The 3,629-nt window shown below is 63.0% G+C and carries 3 protein-coding genes; 2 read left to right on the top strand and 1 reads right to left on the bottom strand.

Annotation, left to right across the window (positions count from 1 at the left end; all coding sequences use genetic code 11):
* Positions 1 to 162: 162 nt before the first annotated feature.
* Positions 163 to 630 (top strand): preQ0 transporter, encoded by a 468-nt coding sequence (locus QMX97_RS31775; protein WP_065908691.1) that lies wholly within the window; start codon positions 163 to 165, stop codon positions 628 to 630.
* Positions 631 to 699: 69 nt separating this feature from the next.
* Positions 700 to 1,881: a formate-dependent phosphoribosylglycinamide formyltransferase gene (gene purT / locus QMX97_RS31770; RefSeq protein ID WP_078050076.1), complete on the top strand. Its 1,182-nt coding sequence runs from the start codon at positions 700 to 702 to the stop codon at positions 1,879 to 1,881.
* A gap of 111 nt (positions 1,882 to 1,992) precedes the next feature.
* Here the strand turns inward: purT and QMX97_RS31765 are convergent, their stop codons facing one another.
* Positions 1,993 to 3,303, bottom strand: coding sequence for an MFS transporter (locus QMX97_RS31765; protein WP_065908695.1), 1,311 nt, complete (start codon positions 3,301 to 3,303; stop codon positions 1,993 to 1,995).
* Positions 3,304 to 3,629: the final 326 nt, after the last annotated feature.

The following is a 3,629-nucleotide window of genomic DNA, read 5'->3' as shown; positions in this document are numbered from 1 at the left end:
GCGTTGGGCTGCGCAGCAGCCCCAATAGACGCGCCGCGTTACATCAGAAGAACCGCGGTGCAGGTTTCAGGGCTGCTGCGCACCCCAACGCGGGGCAAGCCCGCTCGCCACAAAGGGTGTGGTGCATTACCCTGTGCGCATTATTTACAGGTCCCGCGCCCCATGTTCTTCCTGATCGCCTACATCAGCAGCGTCGTGCTGATCAACTTCGCCTTCTCCACCGCCCCACACCTGGACGTCATCTGGTCGGCCTGGGGTGGCCTGGTGTTTGTCCTGCGCGACATGGTGCAGACCCGCTTCGGCCATGGTGCGATCATCGCCATGCTGGCGGCGCTGGTGCTGTCGTATATCACCTCCGATCCCTCCATCGCCCTGGCCAGCGCCACGGCGTTCGCGGTGTCGGAGTGCATCGACTGGCTGGTATTCAGCATCACCAAGCGCCCGCTGCATGACCGCCTGTGGATAAGTTCGGCGCTGAGCATTCCCCTCGATACGTTTATCTTCTTCGGCCTGATCGGCGCGCTCACACCCGCCGTGGCAGGCACCGCGCTGGTGTCGAAGTTCGCCGGAGTCACGGCGGTGTGGTTGATCATGGCCTGGCGTGTGCGCAAGCGGGCCGTCGCCAACTGAGGCCAATTTTTACAGTTCATGTAAAATGCCGGCCTTTCTCCAAATGATCCGCTCCCCTGAGGACCTGAGATGACCCGAATCGGAACTCCATTGTCGCCAACCGCGACCCGCGTTTTGCTGTGTGGCTGCGGTGAGCTGGGCAAGGAAGTGGTAATCGAACTGCAACGCCTGGGCGTTGAAGTGATTGCCGTGGATCGCTACGCCAACGCGCCGGCCATGCAGGTGGCGCATCGCAGCCACGTGATCAACATGCTCGACGGCGCGGCCCTGCGTGCGGTGATCGAAGCGGAAAAACCGCACTTCATCGTGCCGGAAATCGAAGCCATTGCCACCGCCACCCTGGTGGAATTGGAGGCCGAAGGCTTCACCGTGATCCCGACCGCACGGGCCACCTCGCTGACCATGAACCGCGAAGGCATCCGTCGCCTGGCCGCCGAAGAGCTGGACCTGCCGACCTCGCCGTATCACTTCGCCGACACGTTCGAAGACTACAGCAAGGCCGTCCAGGACCTGGGCTTCCCGTGCGTGGTCAAGCCGGTGATGAGTTCGTCGGGCAAGGGCCAGAGCCTGCTGCGCAGCGTCGACGACGTGCAGAAAGCCTGGGACTACGCCCAGGAAGGCGGGCGGGCCGGTAAAGGCCGGGTGATCATCGAGGGCTTTATCGACTTCGACTACGAAATCACTCTGCTGACCGTGCGTCACGTCGGTGGCACCACTTTCTGCGCGCCGGTCGGTCACCGTCAGGAGAAGGGCGACTACCAGGAATCCTGGCAGCCGCAGGCCATGAGCCCGATTGCCCTGGCGGAATCCGAGCGGGTTGCCAAAGCCGTGACCGAGGCGCTGGGTGGCCGTGGTCTGTTTGGCGTGGAATTGTTCATCAAGGGCGACCAGGTGTGGTTCAGCGAAGTTTCGCCGCGCCCGCATGACACTGGCCTGGTGACCCTGATTTCCCAGGACCTGTCGCAGTTCGCCCTGCACGCGCGCGCCATTCTTGGCCTGCCGATTCCATTGATCCGTCAGTTCGGCCCTTCGGCGTCGGCAGTGATCCTGGTGGAAGGGCAATCGACCCAGACGGCATTTGCCAACCTGGGCGCAGCCTTGAGCGAGCCGGACACGGCGTTGCGTCTGTTTGGCAAGCCGGAAGTGAATGGTCAGCGCCGCATGGGCGTGGCGTTGGCGCGGGATGAGTCGATTGAGGCGGCCCGGGCTAAAGCTACCCGTGCTTCGAAGGCTGTTGTTGTAGAACTGTAATCCCACGCTGAGCGTTCCCATGCTTCGCGTGGGAACGCCGCGTCCGCTCCTAGGGCATGACGCAGGGCGTCAGCGGATGCATTCCCACGCAGAGCGTGGGAATGATCGTCATCAGGCGACCTTGTTCAAATCATTGTGACGCGTCTCTTTCAGGCACAGCACAGCAATCAGGCTGAGCAACGCTGCCGCCGACACATACCCACCGACATAACTCAGCCCACCCATCGCCACCAGCTTGGTCGCGAAGAACGGTGCAGCCGACGCTCCGACAATCCCACCCAGGTTATACGCCGCCGAAGCACCGGTATAACGCACGCGGGTCGGGAACAATTCCGGCAGCATCGCGCCCATCGGGGCGAAGGTCACACCCATCAGGAACAGCTCCAACGCCAGGAACAGCGCAACCGCCCAGGTCGAGCCGTGGGTCAGCAGCGGCTCCATGGTAAAGCCCGACAGAATCGCCAGGATCGCGCCGACGATCAGCACCGGCTTGCGCCCGTAGCGGTCACTGGCCAAGGCTGCCAACGGTGTGGCCAGGCCCATGAACAGCACGGCAAAACACAGCAGGCCCAGGAACGTCTCGCGGCTGTAGCCCAGGGTGGATACGCCGTAGCTGAGGGAAAACGCCGTGGTGATGTAGAACAGCGCATAGCACACCACCATCGAGGCGGCGCCCAGCAGGACCGGCAGCCAGTGCTGGCTGAACAGTTCCACCAACGGCACTTTCACCGGCGCTTCCTTAGCGACGGCATTGGCGAATACCGGGGTTTCATGCAGCTTCAGGCGCGCGTACAGGCCAACCATCACCAGCGCGGCGCTGAGGATGAACGGGATCCGCCAGCCCCAACTGCGGAACTGCTCGTCGCTGAGGTTCATGGCCAGGATCAGGAACAAGCCGTTGGCCGCGAGAAACCCAATCGACGGGCCCAGTTGCGGAAACATGCCGAACCAGGCGCGCTTGCCCTTCGGTGCGTTTTCAGTCGCCAGCAACGCCGCACCGCCCCATTCTCCGCCGAGCCCCAGGCCCTGGCCGAAACGCAGCACACACAACAGGATCGGTGCCCAGGCGCCGATGCTGTCATAGCCGGGCAGCAAGCCGATCAACGTGGTGCACACGCCCATGAGCAGGAGCGAGGCAACCAGCGTGGATTTGCGCCCGATACGGTCGCCAAAGTGCCCGAACAGCGCCGAGCCCAGCGGGCGGGCGATGAAGGCAATGCCGAAGGTCAGGAACGACGCCAGCATCTGCGCGGTGCCGGAGCTCTGCGGAAAGAACACCGGGCCGATCACCAGCGCGGCGGCGGTGGCGTAGATATAGAAATCGTAGAACTCGATGGCCGTGCCGACGATGCTCGCGGTGGCGACGCGGGCGGTCGAGTTGGTCGGGGCGGCGGTTGCGGCCTCGTTATAGGCGGTGCTCATTGAAGTATCCCTGATGGTCATTGCGCGTTTGGACGCGGATTATTATTGGTCGAACACCCATGGATCAGGGCAGTGCGCGGGGCGGCTCGGGATGGGAGCGAACACCGGTCAGACACGATAGAACGGTGCCTGGACGCGCTGTGTGCGGGTAGCACGCGGTCGGGCAGGGCTTGGGTAAGCCGCACCGATTATAGGAAGGGGTTTGCGGATCCAACAAGAGGCTCAGTCACGATCTATCAAACGCTGCAAATCAACTGTGGGAGCGGGCTTGCTCGCGAAAGCGGTGGGTCAGTTAAAGATGGGCTGACTGATCCACCGCTTTCGCG

Source organism: Pseudomonas sp. PS01298, assembly GCF_029959745.1.
In the GTDB taxonomy this organism is placed as follows: Bacteria; Pseudomonadota; Gammaproteobacteria; order Pseudomonadales; family Pseudomonadaceae; genus Aquipseudomonas; species Aquipseudomonas aylmerensis.
Note: the sequence above shows the minus strand (reverse complement) of the source record. Positions and strands in the feature narration are given on the sequence as shown.